At 59.5% G+C, this 21,172-nt stretch carries 15 protein-coding genes; 6 read left to right on the forward strand and 9 right to left on the reverse strand.

The genetic code is table 11. The annotated features are described in order from the left end of the window. Nucleotides 1-6: 6 nt before the first annotated feature. Complete coding sequence (gene ttcA / locus ACIF4X_RS21580) at nucleotides 7-831, reverse strand: tRNA 2-thiocytidine(32) synthetase TtcA (protein WP_397483657.1); 825 nt, start codon at nucleotides 829-831, stop codon at nucleotides 7-9. Between the two features lie 289 nt (nucleotides 832-1,120). Here ttcA and ACIF4X_RS21585 point away from each other — a divergent pair, with 289 nt between their 5' ends. Both ACIF4X_RS21585 and ACIF4X_RS21590 read left to right on the forward strand, forming a co-directional pair. Next, nucleotides 1,121-1,723 carry a Yip1 family protein gene (locus ACIF4X_RS21585; protein ID WP_007917515.1) on the forward strand — a complete coding sequence of 201 codons (603 nt, stop codon included), beginning with the start codon at nucleotides 1,121-1,123 and terminating at the stop codon, nucleotides 1,721-1,723. A gap of 127 nt (nucleotides 1,724-1,850) precedes the next feature. Next, complete coding sequence (locus tag ACIF4X_RS21590) at nucleotides 1,851-2,345, forward strand: SprT family zinc-dependent metalloprotease (RefSeq protein ID WP_277758871.1); 495 nt, start codon at nucleotides 1,851-1,853, stop codon at nucleotides 2,343-2,345. 133 nt (nucleotides 2,346-2,478) lie between these two features. On the opposite strand, the gene ACIF4X_RS21595 is transcribed toward ACIF4X_RS21590, so the two are convergent. Both ACIF4X_RS21595 and ACIF4X_RS21600 read right to left on the reverse strand, forming a co-directional pair. Then, on the reverse strand, nucleotides 2,479-3,660 hold the full coding sequence (locus ACIF4X_RS21595; RefSeq protein ID WP_397483658.1) for a CaiB/BaiF CoA transferase family protein: 1,182 nt from the start codon (nucleotides 3,658-3,660) through the stop codon (nucleotides 2,479-2,481). 146 nt (nucleotides 3,661-3,806) lie between these two features. Continuing rightward, entirely contained in the window at nucleotides 3,807-5,141 is a 1,335-nt protein-coding gene (locus tag ACIF4X_RS21600) for a dicarboxylate/amino acid:cation symporter (RefSeq protein WP_397483659.1), read from the reverse strand. 351 nt (nucleotides 5,142-5,492) lie between these two features. Here ACIF4X_RS21600 and ACIF4X_RS21605 point away from each other — a divergent pair, with 351 nt between their 5' ends. Continuing rightward, entirely contained in the window at nucleotides 5,493-6,491 is a 999-nt protein-coding gene (locus ACIF4X_RS21605) for an AraC family transcriptional regulator (protein WP_397483660.1), read from the forward strand. A 146-nt stretch (nucleotides 6,492-6,637) separates the two neighbouring features. Here the strand turns inward: ACIF4X_RS21605 and ACIF4X_RS21610 are convergent, their stop codons facing one another. The 3 genes from ACIF4X_RS21610 to ACIF4X_RS21620 all read right to left on the reverse strand — a co-directional run bounded on the left by ACIF4X_RS21610 (nucleotide 6,638) and on the right by ACIF4X_RS21620 (nucleotide 9,409). Continuing rightward, the gene (locus tag ACIF4X_RS21610) at nucleotides 6,638-7,984 is read right to left on the reverse strand and encodes an ATP-binding protein (protein ID WP_122597280.1); all 1,347 of its coding nucleotides are present in this window, start codon (nucleotides 7,982-7,984) and stop codon (nucleotides 6,638-6,640) included. After that, the gene (locus ACIF4X_RS21615; RefSeq protein WP_016987432.1) at nucleotides 7,981-8,658 is read right to left on the reverse strand and encodes a response regulator transcription factor; all 678 of its coding nucleotides are present in this window, start codon (nucleotides 8,656-8,658) and stop codon (nucleotides 7,981-7,983) included. Before ACIF4X_RS21615 ends, ACIF4X_RS21610 begins: the two co-directional genes overlap by 4 nt. Before the next feature lie 148 nt (nucleotides 8,659-8,806). Beyond that, nucleotides 8,807-9,409 (reverse strand): membrane protein, encoded by a 603-nt coding sequence (locus tag ACIF4X_RS21620; protein ID WP_007917526.1) that lies wholly within the window; start codon nucleotides 9,407-9,409, stop codon nucleotides 8,807-8,809. A 143-nt stretch (nucleotides 9,410-9,552) separates the two neighbouring features. Here ACIF4X_RS21620 and ACIF4X_RS21625 point away from each other — a divergent pair, with 143 nt between their 5' ends. Both ACIF4X_RS21625 and ACIF4X_RS21630 read left to right on the forward strand, forming a co-directional pair. Then, nucleotides 9,553-10,344, forward strand: coding sequence for a dienelactone hydrolase family protein (locus ACIF4X_RS21625; protein WP_397483661.1), 792 nt, complete (start codon nucleotides 9,553-9,555; stop codon nucleotides 10,342-10,344). Nucleotides 10,345-10,501: 157 nt separating this feature from the next. Beyond that, a complete protein-coding gene (locus tag ACIF4X_RS21630) occupies nucleotides 10,502-11,227 on the forward strand; it encodes a 4'-phosphopantetheinyl transferase (protein WP_397483662.1) in 726 nt (241 codons plus the stop codon). 140 nt (nucleotides 11,228-11,367) lie between these two features. Here the strand turns inward: ACIF4X_RS21630 and ACIF4X_RS21635 are convergent, their stop codons facing one another. After that, nucleotides 11,368-12,978 (reverse strand): ATP-binding protein, encoded by a 1,611-nt coding sequence (locus tag ACIF4X_RS21635; protein ID WP_397483663.1) that lies wholly within the window; start codon nucleotides 12,976-12,978, stop codon nucleotides 11,368-11,370. Then, the gene (locus tag ACIF4X_RS21640; RefSeq protein ID WP_277758878.1) at nucleotides 12,975-13,697 is read right to left on the reverse strand and encodes a response regulator; all 723 of its coding nucleotides are present in this window, start codon (nucleotides 13,695-13,697) and stop codon (nucleotides 12,975-12,977) included. Before ACIF4X_RS21640 ends, ACIF4X_RS21635 begins: the two co-directional genes overlap by 4 nt. Nucleotides 13,698-14,467: 770 nt before the next feature. Between ACIF4X_RS21640 and ACIF4X_RS21645 the strand changes: the two genes are divergently transcribed. Next, nucleotides 14,468-17,362: a ribonucleoside-diphosphate reductase subunit alpha gene (locus tag ACIF4X_RS21645; RefSeq protein WP_397483664.1), complete on the forward strand. Its 2,895-nt coding sequence runs from the start codon at nucleotides 14,468-14,470 to the stop codon at nucleotides 17,360-17,362. Nucleotides 17,363-17,528: 166 nt separating this feature from the next. On the opposite strand, the gene ACIF4X_RS21650 is transcribed toward ACIF4X_RS21645, so the two are convergent. Then, nucleotides 17,529-21,172: beta strand repeat-containing protein (locus tag ACIF4X_RS21650; RefSeq protein WP_397483665.1), on the reverse strand; the 3,644-nt coding region annotated here is incomplete at its 5' end.

Raw genomic sequence — 21,172 nt, forward strand, 5'->3', positions numbered from 1 at the left:
AGGTGTTTACAGGTTGACGACGTTAACGAAGCGCGAAGCCGCAGTCTCGTCGATCTTCAGGCTGGTGAAGTCGAACAGGTTGCGGTCGGCCAGTTGCGACGGGATCACGTTCTGCAGACTGCGGAAGATGCTTTCGGTTCGGCCCGGGGTCTTGCGCTCCCAGTCCTGAAGCATTTCCTTGACCACCTGACGCTGCAGGTTCTCCTGCGAACCGCAGAGGTTGCACGGGATGATCGGGAATGCCTTGAAGTCCGAATAGGCCTGGATGTCTTTCTCGTTGCAGTACGCCAGCGGACGAATCACCACGTTGCGACCGTCATCGGCGCGCAGTTTCGGCGGCATGGCTTTCAGCGAACCGTTGAAGAACATGTTGAGGAAAAACGTCTCGACGATGTCGTCACGGTGATGACCGAGGGCCATTTTGGTCGCGCCGATTTCATCGGCGAAGGTGTACAGGGTGCCGCGACGCAGGCGCGAGCACAGCGAGCAAGTGGTCTTGCCTTCCGGGATCAATTCCTTGACCACCGAGTAGGTGTCTTTCTCGACGATGTGGTACTCGACGCCCAGCTCTTTCAAATAAGCCGGCAGCACGTGCTCGGGGAAACCCGGCTGCTTCTGATCCATGTTCACGGCGACGATCTCGAACTTGATCGGGGCAACCTTCTGCAGGTGCAGCAGCACATCGAGCAGGGTGTAGCTGTCCTTGCCCCCGGACAGGCAGACCATGACCTTGTCGCCGTCTTCGATCATGTTGAAATCGGCGACCGCTTCGCCGGCCAGGCGGCGCAGGCGCTTTTGCAGTTTGTTCTGGTTGACCGTAAGAGTGCCCATGACGCGAAATCCGTGAGGTGTGACGAAAGGCCGGCATTTTACGCAAAAACCCCGGCGTTGTGGGCACAGGTTGTCGTTGCCCAGGTTTGCATTCTTTACAGACCCCAAGGCGATTAAGCCCTTTGTTTACAGCGCGATTTGCTCTAAGCCCCTAATACCTGTGCGGGTAAGTCCTTTCTATACTGCGACATAAGGTCGCACACAATCTGAAGACCTGTATTTGCTCGGCCACCTTGGCCCGTAGGCGCTCCGTTGGGGGGCGATGGCAATAACAAGAGGAGTGACTGGCATGATCCATCACGTAGTGGGACTTTTTACCCACCCCGATCAGGAATGGAAGGAAATCCGTGGCGACCAAGAGGAAAGCATCAGCCACATGTACCTCACCCACACGCTGATTCTGGCGGCGATCCCCGCTGTCTCGGCGTTTATCGGCACGACTCAGGTCGGCTGGGTCATCGGCAACCGTGCACCGGTGATGCTCACCGTCGAAAGCGCGATCTGGATGACGGTCATGTCATATCTGGCGATGCTGGGCGGGGTCGCGGTCATGGGGGCCTTCGTGCACTGGATGGCGCGCACTTACGACGCCAACCCGAGTCTGGCCCGTTGCGTGGCGTTCGCCACCTACACCGCAACACCGTTGTTTGTCGGTGGGTTGGCGGCGCTGTATCCGCACATGTGGCTGGGGATGATCGTCGGCACGGCAGCCATCTGCTACACGGTGTATCTGTTGTACGTGGGGCTGCCGACGTTCATGAATATTCCGTCGGATGAAGGCTTCCTGTTTTCCAGCTCGGTGCTGGCGGTGGGTCTGGTGGTGCTGGTTGCCATCATGGCGTTCACCGTGATTGTCTGGGGGCTGGGCGTTGGTCCCGTCTATACGAACTGACTCGATAAGCCAATCAGAGGCCGCCGCAAGGCGGCCTTGTCGTTTGCGCGATGACCATTCGGCAGTTTGGCGATTCGCAAGTCCACGACGTTGCGGCATACTCGATGCCTCTGGAGATCCATCAAGCATGCCCGAGCAACTCAATACCCGCGTCGAAGACTGTTACCAACTCGCTGAATCCTTTTTCAAACGTTCCTTCCCCCGCCCTGTCGTCAGCCTCAAGCTGCGCGGGCAAAAGGCTGGTGTCGCGCATCTGCACGAGAACCTGCTGCGCTTCAACCCGCAGTTATACCGGGAAAACACCGAACACTTCCTCAAGCAGACCGTGGCCCATGAAGTTGCACACCTGATTGCCCATCAGCTGTTCGGCGACCGCATTCAGCCGCATGGCGAGGAATGGCAACTGATCATGCGCGGCGTTTACGAACTGCCGCCGGATCGCTGCCACACCTATGAGATCAGGCGACGCAGCGTGACCCGCTATATCTATAAATGCCCCTGCGCCGACAGTGATTTCCCGTTTTCGGCGCAGCGCCATAGTCTGGTGCGGCAGGGACGGCGGTATTTGTGTCGGCGCTGCCGCAATACATTGGTGTTCAGTGGTGAGATGCGGGTGGAATAGTCAGTTTGTGTCGCCCTGACTGGCCCCATCGCTGGCAAGCCAGCTCCCACAGGTTTAGGTGTCGTAAACAGAACCTGTGGCCCCCTCGAAAACTGTGGGAGCTGGCTTGCCAGCGATGAGGCCAGAACAGGCACTAAAGAATGACTTTGGCCCGGCGCAGCTCTTCAATTTTTGAAGGACTCAACCCCAACTCCCCCAACACCTGATCCGTATGCTGCCCCAATACCGCCCCCACATGCCGAGGCGCCGGCAACGCTTCGGAAAACTTCAACGGACACGCTATCTGCGCCTGCGTCGTGCCATCCCCACGCGGTACCTGTGTCACCAATTCCCGCGCCCTCAGCTGCGGATGGCTTACCGCCTCACCCAGGCTCAACACCGGCTCGACACACGCATCGATCCCGGCAAACAACTCGCACAACTGCGCAAAGTCATGCTTTTCAAACTCGACCGTCAGCGCGTATTTCAACGCTCGCTGCTGCTCAGGCTTTGAGGACAAGCCCTGCGCTGCCAACTCCGGCCGCCCCAGCGCCGTACACAGTTGCTGCATGAACCCGGGTTCCAGACTCCCCACCGACATCCAGCGCCCGTCGCGAGAGCGGTAGTAGTCGTAAAAACTGCCACCGTTGAGCATCTGCTCTTCCCACGCCGGCTCTTCGCCGCAAGCGAGATACCCGGCGCCGGCCATGGCATTCAGGCTGAACGCGCAATCGGTCATGCTCACGTCCAGATGTGTGCCCTGCCCGGTCTGCTGCCGGGCAATCACCGCCGCGAGCAAACCGATCACCCCGTGCAACGAACCACCCGCCACGTCAGCCACTTGCATGCCCAACGGCAACGGCCCGCTTTCGGCGCGGCCGGTGTAGCTGGAAAGCCCGGCCAGCGCCAGATAGTTGATGTCATGCCCGGCGCGATCCTTGTACGGCCCGGTCTGGCCGTAACCGGTGATCGACACGTAGATCAGCTTCGGGTTGATCGCCTTCAGCGCTTCATAGCCCAGGCCCAGACGTTCCATCACACCGGGGCGAAACTGCTCAAGCAGAATGTCGTGATCGGTCAGCAGTTGCTTGACCACTTCCAGCGCTGCGGGCTGTTTCAGGTCCAGCGCCAGGCTGCGCTTGTTGCGATTGAGGTAGGCGTGACTGGCCGATACTCCACCATCATGCGGCGGCAATACCCGCAACAGATCCATGCGCGTCGGTGACTCGATGCGCAACACGTCGGCGCCCATGTCCGCCAGCAACAACGAGGCGAACGGCCCCGGCAGCAGCGTCGAGAAATCGAGGATCTTCAGTGAGGCCAGCGGTGCGGACATGGGCGAACTCCTTGGGCGATGCACTCAGCCTAGGCAGCGATGCCGCGCACGGCAATCACCGCAAATGTCAGCAGGTGTGACCGTTACGCTCAAACAGCAGGCAAGAAAAAACCCGCCGAAGCGGGTTTCTTCAATTCAAGCAGTGCTTACTTCACATTGCTCGGGGTTGCGCCTTCAGCCACACCCAGGTCATCTTCCGGACGGGTATCAGCGATACCACGACCGCCCGAGGCCAGCTCGGTTTGCAGCGTGTCGGTGTCCAGCTCTTTCACCCACTTGGCAACCACGATGGTCGCAACAGCGTTGCCAACGAGGTTGGTCAGTGCGCGGGCTTCGGACATGAAGCGGTCGATACCGAGGATCAGCGCCAGACCGGCCACCGGCAGGTGACCGACCGCCGACAGAGTGGCGGCCAGCACGATGAAGCCCGAACCGGTGACACCGGCTGCGCCTTTGGAGGACAGCAGCAACACCACCAGCAGGGTGATCTGGTGAGTGATGTCCATGTGCGTGTCGGTGGCCTGAGCAATGAACACCGCGGCCATAGTCAGGTAGATCGCAGTACCGTCGAGGTTGAACGAGTAGCCGGTCGGGATCACCAGACCCACTACCGATTTCTTCGCGCCCAGACGCTCCATTTTGATCAGCATGCGCGGCAGTACCGATTCCGACGACGAGGTGCCGAGTACGATCAGCAGCTCTTCACGGATGTAACGGATCATCTTCAGCACGCTGAAACCGTGCATGCGCGCGATGGCGCCGAGCACGATCAGGATGAACGCCAGGCAAGTGATGTAGAAGCAGATCATCAGTTGACCCAGCTGCACCAGCGAACCCACGCCGTAGGCACCGATGGTGAACGCCATGGCACCGAAGGCACCGATTGGCGCGAGCTTCATGATCATGTTGATGATGTTGAACATCACGTGGGCGAAGCGATCGATGAAGTCGAGGATCGGCTTGCCGTAGGCGCCCAGGCGATGCAGGGCGAAACCGAAGATCACCGAGAACATCAGCACTTGCAGGATGTCACCGGTGGCGAACGCACCGACGATGGTGGTCGGGATCACGTTGAGCAGGAAGCCGACAACGCTTTGGTCAGCGCCAGCCGCGACGTAAGAAGCGACTTTCGAAGCGTCTAGGGTGGCGACGTCGATGTGCATGCCGGCGCCCGGTTGCACAACGTTGACCACAACCAGACCGACCAGCAAAGCGATGGTCGAAACGATTTCGAAGTACAGGAGTGCGTAACCGCCGGTCTTGCCGACCGACTTCATGTTCTGCATGCCGGCGATGCCGCTGACCACGGTGCAGAAGATGATCGGGGCGATGATCATTTTGATCAGTTTGATGAACCCGTCACCCAGCGGCTTTACCGCCACACCGAACTGCGGGTAATAGTGACCGAGCGCGATACCGATAACGATTGCGACGATCACCTGTAAATACAGGGATTTGTACAGTGGCTGACGAGTCGTCATTGCAGGTTTCCTCAAGAGCCTCGCGTGACAACATCCATCTGTTGGCCGCGAAACCTGAATTGCGAACCCTCCTGCACTGGAGGGATTTGTTGTTGGAGCGGCGTTTTCCGGTCGGGATAAACGCACGCTTCTGTCGCTCTTATCGCAAACGCCGTGCCACTTTGGTGCGATTCGCTGCAAGCCTTTTGATATCAGGGATTCCAGGTGAATGGATGTCACCATCCGGTTACTCAAGTGTGGCGGATTTCCGCCAACTCGCCGCTTCTCGTCCTACAATTTGGCGGAAATCCGCCTTGTAGGCGTGTCCAGCCGCCGGCTACCATCCGGCGCCTGAGGAAGGATCTGCCGCTTATGCGCGAACGTACCATCGCCAGTCATTTCGCCCGTGCCGCCCTCGGTGGCGCACGCCGCGTGGGTTTCGATTACTCGGGCCTGCTGCTGCAACTGGGCATCAGCCCGGAATTGCTCGATGAGCCGCGTGCGCGCATTGCCCCGGAACAATTCACCCGGTTGATTCAGGGCCTGTGGCTGGCGCTGGACGACGAATACCTGGGTTTCGGCAACGCAGCGAGCAAGCCCGGCAGTTTCGCGATGATGTGCCATGCCTCGATTCACTGCCGCAATCTGGAGAAGGCACTGCAACGCGGTTTATTGTTTTATAGCCTATTCCCCGAAGCTCCGCGCCTGAGCCTCAGTCGCGAAGACGAATGGGTACGTTTGAGCCTCGATGATTCGCAGATGTGGGACCCGGATCACTTTCTTACTGAAAGCCTGCTGGTGATCTGGCATCGTCTGGGCAGTTGGCTGATTGGTCAGCGGATTCGCCTCGAACAGGCGACATTCAGCTATCCACGCCCGGAGCATGGCGCCGAATATGACCTGCTGTTCCCCTGCCCGCTGACCTTCGGCACCGAGCAAAGCAGCCTTTTATTCCACTGCCGCTATCTGGCTATGCCGCTGTTGCAGGACGAACGCACCCTCAAACACTTCCTCGAACGCTCCCCCGCCGACCTGCTCTCACGTCCGGACGACGGCGACAGCCTGAGCAGCCGCCTGCGCCGCTTGCTCAGCCGCGACAGTGCGAACTGGCCGGATCTGGAGGCGGTCGCGGCGCATCTGCACATCAGCCCGCAAACCCTGCGCCGGCATTTACGCGAGGAAGGCACGAGTTTTCAGGAACTGAAGGATCAGCTGCGGCGGGATATCGCCATTTATCATTTGGGGCGGGCGGATCTGTCGTTGCAACAGATCGCCGAACAGCTCGGATTTTCCGAGCCGTCGGCGTTCCATAGGGCGTTCAAGAAGTGGACGGGGCTGACACCGGGGGCGTATCGGGCGCAGGAGCAGTGAGGCAATCAACAATCTTGTGGTGAAGTCACTGGCCCCATCGCTGGCAAGCCAGCTCCCACAGGTTTTGAGGGTGTACATGAATTTTGTGTACAACTCGGACATTGTGGGAGCTGGCTTGCCAGCGATGGGGCCAGAAAGGCCGACATTCAAACTGCAGGAAAATGAATCCTGAACGCCGCCCCACCCATCGGCGAATCGCCCAGCGCCAACTTGGCGTTATAGCTTTCAATAATGTCCTTGACCACGGCCAGCCCGATGCCCTGCCCCGGATGCTGAGCATCCAGGCGTTCACCACGCTCAAGAATCCGCGCGCGCTGATCCGGCGGCACACCCGGGCCGTCGTCTTCCACACACAATTCCACCCCGGCAAGGGTTTCGCGCACGCTGATGCGCACTTCGCCCAGACACAGGCGATAAGCGTTCTCCAGCAAGTTGCCCATCATCTCCAGCAACGCACCCTGCTCGATCGGCACGTAACAATGCTCAGGCAGATCAAAGGCCACGCGCACATGTTTATCGCGGTAAACCTTGTCGAGGGTGTCGCAGAGACTTTTCAACACCGGTTGCAGGCGCACCTGATGGCGCACCAGACCGCTTTTGCGCAAGCTGGCCCGTTGCAGTTGGTAGCTGATTTGCTGGCTCATGCGCTCGATCTGGCTTTGCAGCACCCAGGCCTGATCGCGTTCTTCGGGACGTTGGGCCATGTCTTCACTGACACCTTGCAACACCGCCAGCGGGGTTTTCAAGCTGTGCGCCAGATCATCGAGAGAGTCTCGATAACGACTGCGCTGCTGGCGCTCGCTGTGCAGCAAACGGTTGAGCGAGCCGGTCAGGCGCAGCAGTTCGCGGGGATGTTGCTCGGTGAGACTTTCACGGGTGCCGCCTTCGATTTCGTCGAGTTCCTGACTGAGCCGACGCAGGGCTTTGAGGCCCCAGGTCAGGCCGATCCACAGCAGCGCCAGCAGCACGAGTAATGCAGCGCCGAAGCCCAGATAGAGGTTCTCGCGAAGGCCTTCGAGGGTCGTTTCGTACTCGCGCACCGGCTGCAGGGCGACGATGCTGAATGCCGCGCTTTTACCGCCGAGCAGCTTGACCTCAACGTCGTAGACAAAGAATTCCTGACCATTGCTTTCGCGGATCCGCGCAAACTCGTTACCGAGGCCGTCATAACGCGGTTTGTAGTTGATCTGCTCTTCCTGGGTGGCTTTCGAACGCCAGACCAGGTGCCCTTCGCGGTCGTAGATGTAGCCGAGCAAACGGAAGTCGGTGAGGTTGAAACGCTCATCCGGCAACTGATTGGGCATCACCAGCCGACCGTTCTCAATCCGCGCGGCGGAGATCAGCGTGGTCACGTCCGAGGCCAGCCGCTGCTCGATCGAGTCCTGCAACGCCAGGCTGAACGCGCCTTGCATGGCCGGCAGCAAGGCAAGCATGAACAACACCGCCAACGTGGTGGCGGCGAGCATCAAGCGAACGCGAAGGGAACGAATCAAGTGCAGCGCTCATTGAACAGATAGCCGAGGCCACGCACGGTGTCGATCGGCTTGAACCCGGCCGGGCCTTCGAGTTTGCGCCGCAAACGGCCGACCAGCACTTCGATGACATTCGGATCGCGCTCGTCGTCGTCCGGGTAGAGCTGTTCCATCAAGCGATCCTTGGGCACCACTTGCTGGTGATGGCGCATCAGGTATTCGAGGATGCGGTACTCGTAGGCGGTCAGCGCCAGCGGTTGCTCGTCGAGGGTCGCCTGTTTGCGATTGAGGTCGAGCAGCAGCGGGCCGGCGACGATGGTCGACTGGGTAAAACCGCTGGAGCGGCGCAGCAAGGCGTTCAGGCGCGCGTCGAGTTCTTCGAACTGGAACGGTTTGACCACGTAATCGTCAGCGCCCGCGGCGAGGCCTTCGACCTTGTCCTGCCAGTTGCCGCGCGCGGTGAGGATCAGGATCGGGAAGGTCTTGCCGCCCGCGCGCAACTGGCGGATCAGGTCGAGGCCGCCCATGCCCGGCAAGCCAAGATCGATCACCGCCAGGTCAAAGTTGAACTGCCCGGTCTGGTACAGCGCCTCTTCGGCATTGGCCACGGATTCGACCACGTGACCGCTTTCCGTCAGGCGGGTTTGCAGGTGATGGCGCAACAGCGCTTCATCTTCGACGACCAACAGTTTCATGACCTTCTCCTAATCACTTGAAATCTCCACAACCACCTGTGGGAGCGAGCTTGCTCGCGAAGGCGGCTATTCAGTCAACGAGGTGTTGAATGAAACATCGCTTTCGCGAGCAAGCTCGCTCCCACAGGGTTCCAAGGCGATTCGCTCCTTAGAAATTGTAGTTGGCCGACAGATAAGTCTGGGCGCTGCTGGTCAAATCCAGCGAGCCCTGCTTGCTGCCACCGCTCTCTTTCATTTCAGTGCTGGCGTTGCTGCGCAGGTAACGGTAACCGAGTTCGACCGAGGTGTTCTGCGAGACTTGCTGCAACACACCGAACTGGCCGCCGACCGCATAACCGATGTCACTGTCGCGGCTGTAGCTCGGCGAATCCTGAGTCAGCTTGGTCAAACCCGCCGTCGCACCGCCGAACAACTTGGTGCTGCCGCCCACCGGGTAGAACAGATCGTAGCTGCCCAACAGGTTTTCCTGACGCAGTTTAATGCCATTGTGCGAACCCGACACGTTGTCGTAGGTGGCGTAGTAGCGACCCTGGCTGTTTTGCTGACCGAGGCGGACGCCGTAGGTGTTGTTGCCGTCGATGGCGCCAGTGGCGTTCGGGTGATCGAGGTTGTTGTTCAGCGAGTTGGATTTGTTGATCTTGTCGCTGGTCTGGCCGAAGCTCAGGCCGGCGAAGTTCGAAGTGGTGTCGGCCTGGGCCGCGATACTGGCGCTCATTACGGTCAATGCCAGCAACAGTTTATTAAAAGTCATGTGTATTTCCTCTTTCACAGTGCTGTTTGGGTATGGCGCAAGGTTACTGACCCTCCCCTGTACCGCCCCTGAACCGTCTCTGAACCTGACCTGAACCAAATGAACTAGGCTGTTTTGACCCTTTACTGTCAGGAGACCCGACCATGCGCCTGTTCCTCGCCCTTACTTTGCTGGCTGTCAGCAGCCTCACTCAGGCTGCGATCAAGACTGAAGAAATTCCCTACCAAAGTGCCGATGGCACAAAGTTGATCGGCTACTACGCCTATGACGACGCCATCAAAGGCAAGCGTCCGGGTGTCGTCGTGGTGCACGAATGGTGGGGTCTGAACGATTACGCCAAGCGCCGCGCTCGCGATCTCGCCGAGCTCGGCTACAGCGCGCTGGCGATTGATATGTACGGCGAAGGCAAGAACACCGAGCACCCGAAAGATGCAATGGCGTTCATGCAGGCCGCGACTCAGGATGCGGCGGCTTCCAGCAAGCGCTTCGAGGCCGGGCTGAATTTGCTGAAGAAGCAGCCGCAGACCGACGTCAACAAAATCGCCGCCATCGGTTACTGCTTCGGCGGTGGCGTGGTGCTCAACGCCGCGCGACAAGGTGAGCCGCTGGCAGGCGTGGTGAGTTTCCACGGTGCGCTGGCGACCAAGACCCCGGCAACGCCTGGCAGCGTGAAGGCGAAGATTCTGGTCGAGCACGGCGTGCTGGACAGCATGGTCACGCCGGACAATGTCACCGCATTCAAGTCAGAAATGGACAAGGCCGGGGCTGACTATCAGTTCGTCAGTCTGGAGGGCGCCAAGCATGGTTTCACTAATCCGGATGCCGATCGCCTCAGCCATGGCGAGCACGGTGGCCCGGACATCGGGTACAACAAGGCCGCGGATGAAAAATCCTGGGCTGACATGAAAGCGTTCTTGCAGAAAATCTTTAGCTGACCGCCAGCACCTGATCGTTCCCACGCGCAGCAAAGGCATGCAGCCCGGGACGCTCTGCGTCCCAAAGCGGACGCAGAGCGTCCATTGAGGCATTCCCACGCAGAGCGTGGGAACGATCATCTCGACCTCGGCCCGACTAACCGGCAAAATGCCCGCCATGAATCTCACCCCCACTCTCCCCGCCTGCTGCACTGCGCTCGACAGCCACTGGCCGTTGCCGACGGTGTTGCCCGACACCGTGCTGCTCAGCACCCATTTCGACGCGGCTCAATTGCTTGGCGATGACTTTCGCCGTAGCGCCATCGAGCCGCCGCCAAGCATTCAGCGCTCGGTGGCCAAGCGTCAGGCAGAATTCCTCGCTGGGCGGATTTGCGCCCGCGCAGCGTTGCAGCAATTGGAAGGCAGCGGCGTTGTACCAGCGATTGGTGAAGACCGCGCACCGATATGGCCGGCACATATCTGCGGCTCGATCACCCACAGCACCGGTCGTGCGGCGGCAATTGTTGCCAATAAGCAGCATTGGCGTGGGCTGGGCATGGATCTGGAAAACATGCTCAACACCGAACGTGCCGAGCGCCTGGCTGGGGAGATTCTCACGCCACCTGAAATGCAGCGCATGACGGCCGCCTCGCGGGAACAGTTGGCGTTGTGGGTGACGCTGACGTTTTCGGTGAAAGAAAGTCTGTTCAAGGCGCTGTACCCGATTGTGCAGCAGCGCTTTTATTTCGAGCACGCTGAAGTACTGGAGTGGACTGAAGCGGGCCAAGTGAGGTTGCGGCTGTTGACGCACTTGTCCGCCGAGTGGCGCAACGGCACCGAACTGGAGGCGCAGTTCGGGGTGCAGGATGGGCAGTTGCTGAGTCTGGTCAGCATCAAGGCCTGAAATCTTTATCACCTGTCAGGGCCTCATCGCTGGCAAGCCAGCTCTCACAGGTTTCTGTGTGAACCTTAAATCTGTGCTCACCCCGGTCACTGTGGGAGCTGGCTTGCCAGCGATGGGGCCAGCACAATCACCGCAAATACTTAGCGGCGTTCCTGATTCCTCGGCCAACTCAGGCTGAAACACGCCCCACCCAGACTCTTGCTCTTGCCAATGATCGCCCGGCCGTCATGCCAGTGAATGATCCGCCGCACAATCGACAACCCCAGACCATGCCCGCCCGACGCCCGCGTACGGCTGTCGTCCAGACGCAGAAACGGCGTAAAAATCCGCTCCCACGCCACTTCCGGTACGCCCGGCCCGTCATCTTCGACATCCACGCGACAGCGCAATTGCCCGACCTGATAACTCACCGTCACGTTCGAACGTGCATGGCGCATCGCGTTGCTCACCAGATTCTGCAGCGCCCGGTGCAGATAGCGCGGCTCGGCTTCGACCCAGGCATCATCGTTGTCCGCAGCAGACAGGCACAAACCACGCTGCACCGTGACCTCGGCGCGTAACGGCGCCAGTTCCTCGATCACCTGATTGACCAATGCGTCCAGATCGATGCGCTGAAACGTCAGCGCCGGTGAACCTTGTTCCAGCCGCGCATAGGTGAGCATTTCATCGACCAGTTTATCGAGGTCTTCGATGTCGTGATCCATGCCCTCACGGTACTTCTCCAGCGCTTGCGGCGTGGTCGCCGAGCCGATCATCTCCAGGCCGAAACGCAGACGCGCCACCGGTGTGCGTAATTCATGGGACACCGCGCGCACCAGTTCACGCTGGATCGCCAGCAGTTGCTGCAAGTGCTCGGCCATGCCATTGAACGCCGCTGCCAGACGTCCGACCGAATCGGCACCGCGCGCCGGCACACGGGTTTCCAGACTGCCCTTGGCGATGCGCGTGGCCGCCGCTTCGAGCCCGCGCAAACGCCGCTCCAGCTGGCGCACCAGCAAATAAACGATCAGACCGATCAGGCTCAGCCCCAGCGCAGCGATCAACACCAGCCATTCCGGTGGGTAGGGATTCATCTGATAGAGCGGCCCGATCTCCAGCACCCACGGCGTGCCGACCATGCCGGCAAAGACGCGGATCGAATCGCCGCCCTTGCCCAGCGCCATGACGGTGTCGCCTTCGGCCACGCGGCGGCTCTGGTCTTCGTCCATGTCGGCATCATTCACCGTGACCAGGCGCAGATCGAAACCGAAACCCTTTTCTTCCTTTATCTGTGCGAGACGCTTGGGCTGCTCGCCGACCGGTACGCGCACCAGCTCATCGGCCAACAGGTAAATGGTCGCGCGGGCCAGCTGTTCGCTGATCTGCTGCACTTCTCCCACCAGCACTAGCTGTTCCTTGTCGCTGACCATCCGGTAAACCTTCGCCGCGTGCGGCCCGGTCTGCTCGACCAACGCCTGACCACGCTGCACGCGGGTGCGCTGGGACAGATCAAGGTCGGTTTCGGCAAATGTCTTCAGGGCCAGCGGAATCCCCAGCAAACGCTCCCACACCAGCAACGCGCGATGACGCTCGGTTTCGTTCATCGGTTGCAGGTTGCCGGCCATCAGCGAGAACGTGCCGTGAGCCAGCCGCTCGCGGTATTGCTCGCTGCGCACCTGATTGAGCAGGTTCAGCGCCAGCACGCCGAGCACCGCCACCAGAATGATCGCTGCGCACATGCCGCCGTAGATGCGCAGGAAGATCGAATTCACAGCGGCAGGTCTGCGCAGGCTTCAGGAACGAACAGATAACCTTTGCTGCGGATGGTCTTGATCAGGCGCGGATGGTCGGGGTCGTCACCGATTTTCGGGCGGATGCGCGAAATGCGCACATCGATCGAACGGTCCTGGCCGTCATAGCCGATGCCGCGCAGTGCGGTGAAGATTTCTTCGCGGGACAGAATCCGCCCGGCGTTGGACACCAACAGCCAGAGCAGATCGAACTCGGCGCTGGTCAGTTCGATGCCGTTGTCACTCAGCCACGCCTCGCGCAAGGCGTCGTCGACCACCAACGGACCAAATTGCAGACGACGGGATTTCTCTGCGACCGGTTCAGGCGTGTCGCTACGGCGCAGCAACGCCTGGATGCGCGCCAGCAACAGCCGTGGCCGCACCGGTTTGCACACGTAATCGTCGGCGCCGAGGTCGAGCCCCTGGATCTGATCGGCATCGTCGGTGCGCGCGGTGAGCATCAGAATCGGCCCGTCATACTGATTGCGCACCTTGCGGCAGATGCTCAGGCCGTCTTCGCCGGGCAGCATCAGGTCGAGGATCACCAGATCCGGCTGCTCCTTGATAATCCGCGCCGCCGCCAGCGCACCGTTGCCTTCGATGTCCACGCGCAATCCATTGGCTTGCAGGTAATCGCGCGTCAGTTCGGCCAATCGCTGGTCATCCTCGACGATCAATACCTGAAAGGCTTGTTGCTCCACCGGTGACCTCTGCTTTCTATTGTTATTAATTAAAGAGGAACGTCTGACCCAACACAATTCCCACAGCTTCAGATCCTCCCGTCCTTTTGTCATGTTTGGGGAGGATAAGAATGCCTGCGCATGGGCCGATTGTATAAACGGCGCACAGCCAGAACACAAGTCGGTAAATGCGTTCGGACAAGGCGGTTTTTTGTGATAGGGTTCGCGCCCTTAAAAATCCGCTGAAGCGTTTTTCCCGGTGAAAAAACAGTGACAGACGGTCTAGCTCAGCAGGTTCGCGGCCTACACGCTTTTTCGACGTTTCTTACACAATTTACGCACAGGTTTATCCACAGCTAGTACGTTGCAAGCACCCTTGAAACGCATTATCTTGTAGCACGGCGCAGGGAGAGCCCCTACATATAGGGTTTTCCGCTTAAACGCCCAACCATATTTCAGACCTGAAACTCAAGCGATTTATTGCCGGTTTCCGGTTGAACCAAGCAAGTTTTTCAAAGCCCAAACCGCACTTGCGGATGGCATCGTTTTTCAGGTTGGAAACGACCGGAACGGTACGGGTGTTGCAGTCATTACTGTCACCTTGGAAGGAATCCGGCTCGAGCCCTGGCTCGTCGCCAAAAACTTCGGCAAGGATGCGGCTTCATCAGCCTTTTTTCCTACTGTCCCGAAGTTGTTATACCCGACGCCCGTCGGCTGTAGTGCTTCTGGACAGAACGGTGGGCACCATGATGGTGCCCAAACAAACATAGAGAATGTGGAGACCACCCCCCATGCAAACCGACACAACTCGCGAGAACCCGCAGGGCACCTTGCCGCAGGCCGCCGATTCGAATTCGGATCTGGCAGCCACCGCGCCTGGTCAACTGCGCGTGATCAAGCGTAATGGCACTGTCGTTCCTTACACCGATGACAAGATCACCGTCGCTATCACCAAAGCGTTCCTCGCAGTTGAAGGCGGCACCGCTGCCGCTTCGTCGCGAATCCACGACACCGTGGCCCGTCTGACCGAGCAGGTCACCGCGACCTTCAAGCGTCGCATGCCATCGGGTGGCACCATCCACATCGAAGAAATCCAGGACCAGGTCGAACTGGCCCTGATGCGTGCCGGCGAGCAGAAAGTCGCGCGTGACTACGTGATCTACCGTGACGGTCGTTCGAAAGAACGCGCTGCCCACGCCCCGGCCGAAGAAGCAGTCAACGCGCACCCGTCGATCCGCATCACCCGTGCTGACGGCAGCCTGGCGCCGCTGGACATGGGCCGCCTGAACACCATCGTCACCGAAGCGTGCGAAGGCCTGGAAGAAGTCGACGGCGACCTGATCCAGCGCGAAACCCTGAAAAACCTGTACGACGGCGTGGCTCTGACCGACGTCAACACCGCCCTGGTGATGACCGCGCGTACGCTGGTCGAGCGCGAGCCGAACTACTCGTTCGTCACCGCTCGCCTGCTGATGGACACCCTGCGTGCCGAAGGCCTGGGCTTCCTCGGTGTGGCCGAAAGCGCCACTCACCACGAAATGGTCGACCTGTACGCCAAGGCGCTGCCGGCCTACATCGCCAAAGGTATCGAGTTCGAACTGCTGAACCCTGTGCTGGCCTCCTTCGACCTGGAAAAACTGGGCAAGGCGATCAACCACGAGCGCGATCAGCAATTCACCTACCTGGGCCTGCAAACCCTGTACGACCGTTACTTCATCCACAAGGATGGTATTCGTTTCGAACTGCCGCAGATCTTCTTCATGCGCGTGGCCATGGGCCTGGCGATCGAAGAGAAGCAGAAAGAAGACCGTGCGATCGAGTTCTACAACCTGCTGTCGTCCTTCGACTACATGTCGTCGACTCCGACCCTGTTCAACGCCGGGACCCTGCGCCCACAGCTGTCGAGCTGCTACCTGACCACCGTGCCGGATGACCTGTCGGGCATCTACCACGCGATCCACGACAACGCCATGTTGTCGAAATTCGCTGGCGGTCTGGGCAACGACTGGACGCCGGTGCGTGCACTGGGTTCGTACATCAAAGGCACCAACGGCAAGTCGCAAGGCGTTGTTCCGTTCCTCAAAGTGGTGAACGACACCGCTGTAGCCGTTAACCAGGGTGGCAAGCGCAAAGGCGCTGTGTGTGCCTACCTGGAAACCTGGCACATGGACATCGAAGAGTTCATCGAACTGCGCAAGAACACCGGTGATGATCGTCGTCGTACCCACGACATGAACACCGCCAACTGGATCCCTGACCTGTTCATGAAGCGCGTCTTCGACGACGGCAAGTGGACCCTGTTCTCGCCATCCGAAGTACCGGACCTGCACGACCTGACCGGTAAAGCCTTCGAAGAGCGCTACGAGTACTACGAAGCCCTGACCGAATACCCAGGCAAGGTTCGTCTGTTCAAGACCATCCAGGCCAAAGACCTGTGGCGCAAAATGCTGTCCATGCTGTTTGAAACCGGCCACCCATGGCTGACCTTCAAAGACCCGTGCAACCTGCGCAGCCCGCAGCAGCACGTCGGCGTGGTTCACAGCTCGAACCTGTGCACCGAAATCACCTTGAACACCAACAAGGACGAGATCGCCGTTTGCAACCTGGGCTCGATCAACCTGCCGAACCACATCGTCAACGGCAAGCTGGACACCGCCAAGCTGGAACGCACCGTGAACACCGCTGTGCGCATGCTCGATAACGTGATCGACATCAACTACTACTCGGTGCCACAAGCGAAGAACTCCAACTTCAAGCACCGTCCGGTCGGTCTGGGCATCATGGGCTTCCAGGACGCTTTGTACCTGCAGCACATCCCTTACGGTTCCGACGCCGCCGTCGAGTTCGCCGACAAGTCGATGGAAGCGGTCAGCTACTACGCGATCCAGGCGTCCTGCGACCTGGCTGACGAGCGCGGTGCGTACGAGACGTTCCAGGGTTCGCTGTGGTCCAAAGGCATCCTGCCGCTGGATTCGCAACAGATCCTGATCGAGCAACGTGGCCAGAAGTACATCGATGTCGACCTGAACGAATCCCTGGACTGGGCACCGGTCCGCGCCCGTGTACAGAAAGGCATTCGTAACTCCAACATCATGGCCATCGCACCGACCGCGACCATCGCCAATATCACTGGCGTCTCGCAGTCGATCGAACCGACCTACCACAACCTCTATGTGAAATCGAACCTGTCGGGCGAATTCACCGTGATCAACCCGTACCTGGTTCGCGACCTCAAGGCTCGCGGTCTGTGGGACTCGGTCATGATCAACGACCTGAAGTACTACGACGGTTCGGTTCAGCAGATCGAGCGCATCCCGCAAGAACTCAAAGAGCTCTACTCGACCGCGTTCGAAGTGGACACCAAGTGGATCGTTGACGCGGCCAGCCGTCGTCAGAAGTGGATCGACCAGGCCCAGTCGCTGAACCTGTACATCGCTGGCGCATCGGGCAAGAAGCTCGACGTGACCTACCGCATGGCCTGGTACCGTGGCCTGAAAACCACTTACTACCTCCGTGCCCTGGCCGCGACCAGCACCGAGAAGTCGACCATCAGCACCAGCAAGCTGAACGCTGTTTCCAGCGGCGGCAACCACGGTGATGATTCGGTTCTGGCAGCTCCTGCCGGTCCTGCTCCAGTGCCAAAGGCTTGCGCGATCGACGAGCCGGATTGCGAAGCTTGCCAATAAGCTGAGCACTCAGGCGTTGCGAGACGCCTGAGCTTTCCAAAAGAAACCCCCGACAGACTTCTGGTTTGTCGGGGGTTTTCTTTTGTCTGGAATAAAAATCGAAGCAAAAAAAACGGCGAAACCTGAGTACAGGCTTCGCCGTTTTTCTGTTGTCGCTAGTTAATCATCACACCGTGAATGCTTCAGACATTGCCTGTCCAACCACCGGAATGGTGAAGGACTCGCCATTGTTGGTGTAGAACTTCTCGATAGTGTTGGCACCCGCATTCCAATCCTTGAGGAATACACCGGAATTCAGGTTGCCGCTCTGGAAGTCGGCTTTATTGAAGATATAGACACCCAAGTCATTGGACTTGAGTACAACGTCACCGAACGTCTGAATATTCCTCAGGGTAACAGTGTCGTTGCCCGAGATACCGTCATCAAAAATCGCCACCATGGTCTTCGAGGCCACGAAGTACTGATCGCTTCCTTCACCACCATAGCCATCACCCGAGGCGCTCAGGTACAGCTTATCGTTGCCCGCGCCGCCTCGTAGTTCATAGCCATTACCGATGGCGATCAACTCGTCATCGCCATCGCCACCGTCTGCGATAGCTGAGACGACAGTAATCCTGTCATTGCCCGCATCACCATAGTAAATCGATCCGGCATCCCGCACGTAACCCGTGATGTAGTCGTTACCGTTACCGCCATGGATGATGTCTGCCTGGTTATCCGTCGAGGACACGCCGGTCAGGGCACCGGTATCGCTGAAGTTGTTGCCGTACAGGATGTCGTTGCCGTCCCCGCCGTCGATGATGTCGTTACCGTTACCGCCCTCGATCATATTGGCCAGCGCATTGCCAGTCAGCGTGTCGTTGAATGCGGAACCGACCAGGTTGTCGATGTTGCTCAGCACATCCCCCTCGGCATCGCCTCCGGTGCCTGTACCGGTCAACAGATTGACCTGCACCGCTGCAGCGCTGTTGACGTACCACGCAGCGTCGCCGCGCCCCACGCCGATCAGCACATCCGCACCACCTCCGCCGACAAAGCTTTCGGCTGCACCAGCGCTGCCGGTAAAGGTGTCCGCATAGCTGGAACCCAGGAAAGCCTCGATTGAGGTGTACACGTCACCCGCTCCCACTCCGCTAACCAATGGCGCGCTCAGGTTGAAGGTGACCCCTTCGGTTTCATAGGCAAAGCTGAGGTAATCAGTACCGGTGCCGCCATCGAAACGATCGGCACCCGCACCACCAATGAAGATGTCGCCGGTGTTGGATCCGTTGATCTGTTCGATACCGCTGTAGATGTCTCCTGTCGCCGACCCACCGCTGGCAACGCCGGCTTTGGTGCTGATAATCGCCATGCCGCCATCGGCATAGCTGGCGATGTCGAAACCGGCCCCGCCAATCAGTTGGTCCGCACCTGCGCCACCGAATAGAACATCATTGCCCGCACCGCCAGTGATGATGTTGTCACCGGCGTTACCCCGCCCGGTAAAGCTGCCCGTGCCGGTATAGGTCAGACGCTCCACTTCCGCGCTCAGGGTGTAGCTGGCCTGATTGGTGCGCACTTCATCATCACCGCCGCCTGCCAGCTCATTGACCAGGACTGCACCACTGCCGTTGGCGATATAGATGTCGTTACCCTGGCCACCGCTGAAGGTCATGGTTCCGGCCGTGACCGTGAACTGATCGTCGAAGGCTGTCCCGACAATGTTTTCGAATTTGCTGAACACATCACCTTGCGCATCGCCACCCACGCCGGTGCCGGCGTTGTTGGTCACCGTCATGACGATGGCTTGGGCAGAGCCGGAGTAGTCCAGCTTGTCAGTGCCGTCGGCGCCGTCGAAGACGTCGGCCTGGCCGCTTGCAACAAAGGTATCGCCATAGGACGAGCCACGGAACGTCTCGATGCTGGTAAAGGTGTCTCCGGCTGCGTTTCCGGTGTGCACACCGGTCTTGAAGTTCAGCGTCACACCGGCACCACTGTAATCGTCTTCGTAGCTGGCAGTGTCAGTGCCGGCGCCACCGATCAGTTGGTCCGCGCCGGCGCCGCCCATGAGCACGTCATTGCCACTGCCGCCGGTAATGATGTTGTCGCTCGCGTTGCCACGGCCGGTGAAGTTACCAATCCCGACGCCGGTATAGGTCAGACGCTCGACACCAGCACTCAGCACGCCAGTGGCCTGACTGGTGCGCACTTCATCATCGCCACCGTCAGCGCCCTCGATGACGGTCATCGTCCCACTACCGTTGACAATGTAGACATCATTGCCCGCACCACCACTGAACGTCATTGAACCTGCGGTGAGGGTGAACTGATCGTCCTGAGCCGTGCCGACTATGCTCTCGAAGTTGCTGAACACATCGCCTTGCGCGTCGCCACCCACACCGACGCCGCCGCCATTGGCGACCGACATGATGATGGCCTGCGCGGAAGTCGAGTAATCCAGCGTGTCGGAGCCGCCATTGCCATCGATTGTATCGACGGCAGTGCTGGCGACAAACGTATCGGCATAGACCGAACCACGGAACGCCTCGATACCACTGAAGGTGTCGCCGCGCGCCACACCGGTATGCTCACCCGTCTTCAGGTTGAGGGTCACACCCGTTCCAGTGGAGATATCGTCGTAGCTGGCAGTGTCGATACCGGCGCCACCGATGAGCTGGTCAGCCCCTGCGCCGCCGATGAGCACATCGTTGCCCGCACCACCGGTGATGATGTTGTCGCCGGTATTTCCGCGCCCGATGAAGTTACCGCTGCCGGTGTAGGTCAGCCGCTCGATTTCCGCACTCAGCACCCCGCTGGCCTGACTGGTACGCACCTCGTCATCACCGCCACCCGCCACTTCGATGGCATTGATACCACCCGTGCCCTCGATGATGTAGACATCGTTGCCCGAGCCGCCACTGATGGCGGTGGTGCCGGCGTTTACGGTGAAGCGGTCATCAAGGGCCGACCCGATGATCCACTCCATATTGCTGAACTGATCGCCTTGCGCGTCCCCCCCCTGACCCGTACCAGCGCCACTGGTGACCGACAGGTTGATGGCTTGCGTCGAGCCGGAGTAGTCCAGTTTGTCACTGCCACCGGCGCCATCCAGCGTGTCGATGCCAGCCCCGGCGAAGAAGGTGTCGCCATAACCCGAGCCCCGAATGGTCTCGATGCCGTCGAAGGTATCCCCCAGGGCCAGTCCTGTGTGCACGCCAGTCTTGAAGTTGAGAGTTATACCGACACCGGTGTTTTCGTCTTCATAACTGACGGTGTCCATGCCGGCGCCGCCGATGAACTGATCCGCGCCCGCGCCACCGAAGAGGACATCATTGCCAGCGCCACCCGTGATCACGTTGTCGCCAGCGTTGCCCCGCCCGGTGAAGTTGCCAGTGCCGGTGTAGGTCAGCCGCTCGACGTTGGCCGCCAGCGTCATGTTGAGCTGATTAGTGAAGACCTCGTCGATTCCGCCACCGGCAGCTTCGATGATGCCGGCATTGGCATTGCCATTGATGACGTAGACGTCATTGCCCGCACCGCCATTGAGGATCAAGCCACCACTGGTGAGGGTGAATGTATCGTTGAAGGCCGATCCGACGACAGTTTCGACGTTGATGAACGTGTCGCCCTGAGCATCACCACCGGTGCCGGTGCCCGCTGCGCCAACGGCCGAAGTGATGCTGATGGCCTGAGCCGAGGTTGAGTAATCGAGGACATCGCTGCCCTGCAAGCCGTCGAAGCTATCGGCGGCGGCCCCGCTGACGAAGGTGTCACCGTAGTTGCTGCCTTTGTACAACTCGATACCGGAGTAGCTGTCACCCAAGGCGATGC

This window comes from Pseudomonas sp. NPDC085632 (assembly GCF_044541255.1).
Lineage (GTDB): Bacteria > Pseudomonadota > Gammaproteobacteria > Pseudomonadales > Pseudomonadaceae > Aquipseudomonas.

Coding starts and splice junctions, on each gene's coding strand:
- ttcA (WP_397483657.1), bottom strand. CDS start 831: ATGGGCACTCTTACGGTCAACCAGAACAAACTGCAAAAGCGCCTGCGC.
- ACIF4X_RS21585 (WP_007917515.1), top strand. CDS start 1,121: ATGATCCATCACGTAGTGGGACTTTTTACCCACCCCGATCAGGAATGG.
- ACIF4X_RS21590 (WP_277758871.1), top strand. CDS start 1,851: ATGCCCGAGCAACTCAATACCCGCGTCGAAGACTGTTACCAACTCGCT.
- ACIF4X_RS21595 (WP_397483658.1), bottom strand. CDS start 3,660: ATGTCCGCACCGCTGGCCTCACTGAAGATCCTCGATTTCTCGACGCTG.
- ACIF4X_RS21600 (WP_397483659.1), bottom strand. CDS start 5,141: ATGACGACTCGTCAGCCACTGTACAAATCCCTGTATTTACAGGTGATC.
- ACIF4X_RS21605 (WP_397483660.1), top strand. CDS start 5,493: ATGCGCGAACGTACCATCGCCAGTCATTTCGCCCGTGCCGCCCTCGGT.
- ACIF4X_RS21615 (WP_016987432.1), bottom strand. CDS start 8,658: ATGAAACTGTTGGTCGTCGAAGATGAAGCGCTGTTGCGCCATCACCTG.
- ACIF4X_RS21620 (WP_007917526.1), bottom strand. CDS start 9,409: ATGACTTTTAATAAACTGTTGCTGGCATTGACCGTAATGAGCGCCAGT.
- ACIF4X_RS21625 (WP_397483661.1), top strand. CDS start 9,553: ATGCGCCTGTTCCTCGCCCTTACTTTGCTGGCTGTCAGCAGCCTCACT.
- ACIF4X_RS21630 (WP_397483662.1), top strand. CDS start 10,502: ATGAATCTCACCCCCACTCTCCCCGCCTGCTGCACTGCGCTCGACAGC.
- ACIF4X_RS21645 (WP_397483664.1), top strand. CDS start 14,468: ATGCAAACCGACACAACTCGCGAGAACCCGCAGGGCACCTTGCCGCAG.